The sequence below is a fragment of the Pantoea rodasii genome (genome assembly GCF_002095465.1).
Lineage (GTDB): Bacteria > Pseudomonadota > Gammaproteobacteria > Enterobacterales > Enterobacteriaceae > Pantoea > Pantoea rodasii.
On the sequence record NZ_MLFP01000066.1, the window covers coordinates 1 to 708 of the forward strand.

The 708-nt window shown below is 47.2% G+C and carries 1 pseudogene; it reads left to right on the top strand.

The features are described 5' to 3' along the window. Positions 1 to 708: pseudogene (locus tag HA45_RS23360) on the top strand (IS30 family transposase); the annotation flags it as partial.

Here is a 708-nt window from a genome sequence, read left to right on the forward strand (position 1 = left end):
CCAAGCAATACCGTGCAGCAAAAGCCGATACTGCTGCGTGGGAAAATGCTCTGAGACCAAAACCTTGCAAGCTAATTGAAAGCCCCACATTGTGTAAAATCATTGCAGAGAAGATGCATCAGGACTGGTCGCCGGAACAGATCGCCGGTTGGCTGAAACGCTGTTATCCGGATAATCAGGAAATGCATGTGTCACACGAAACGATTTATAAAACGCTTTTTATACAAACCCGGGGGGCATTAAAAAAAGAGCTGCAGCAATGCCTCAGAAGCGGAAGAGCGGTTCGTAGATCCCGAACGTCATCACTTAAAGGGAAAGGATTAGGGAAAATCCCGAATGCGATACCTATCAGCGAAAGGCCACCGGAAGCCTCAGACAGAGCCATCCCTGGTCACTGGAAGGTGATCTGATCCAGGGCTCGAAAAACTCCTATATCGTCACCCTCGTAGAACGCCATTCCCGCTTTGTTATGTTAGCCAAAATCAGGGACAACAAGACCATAACGGTTATATCTGCACTCATCAGACAAGCCCGGGAATTACCTGTTGAGCTATATAAAACATTAACCTGGGATCGGGGAGCTGAAATGACCAGCCACACCCGGTTTACTGTAGCAACAGACATCCAGATTTACTTCTGTGATCCTCAATCTCCCTGGCAACGTGGCTCAAATGAAAATACGAACAGGTTGCTAAGACAATATTTTCC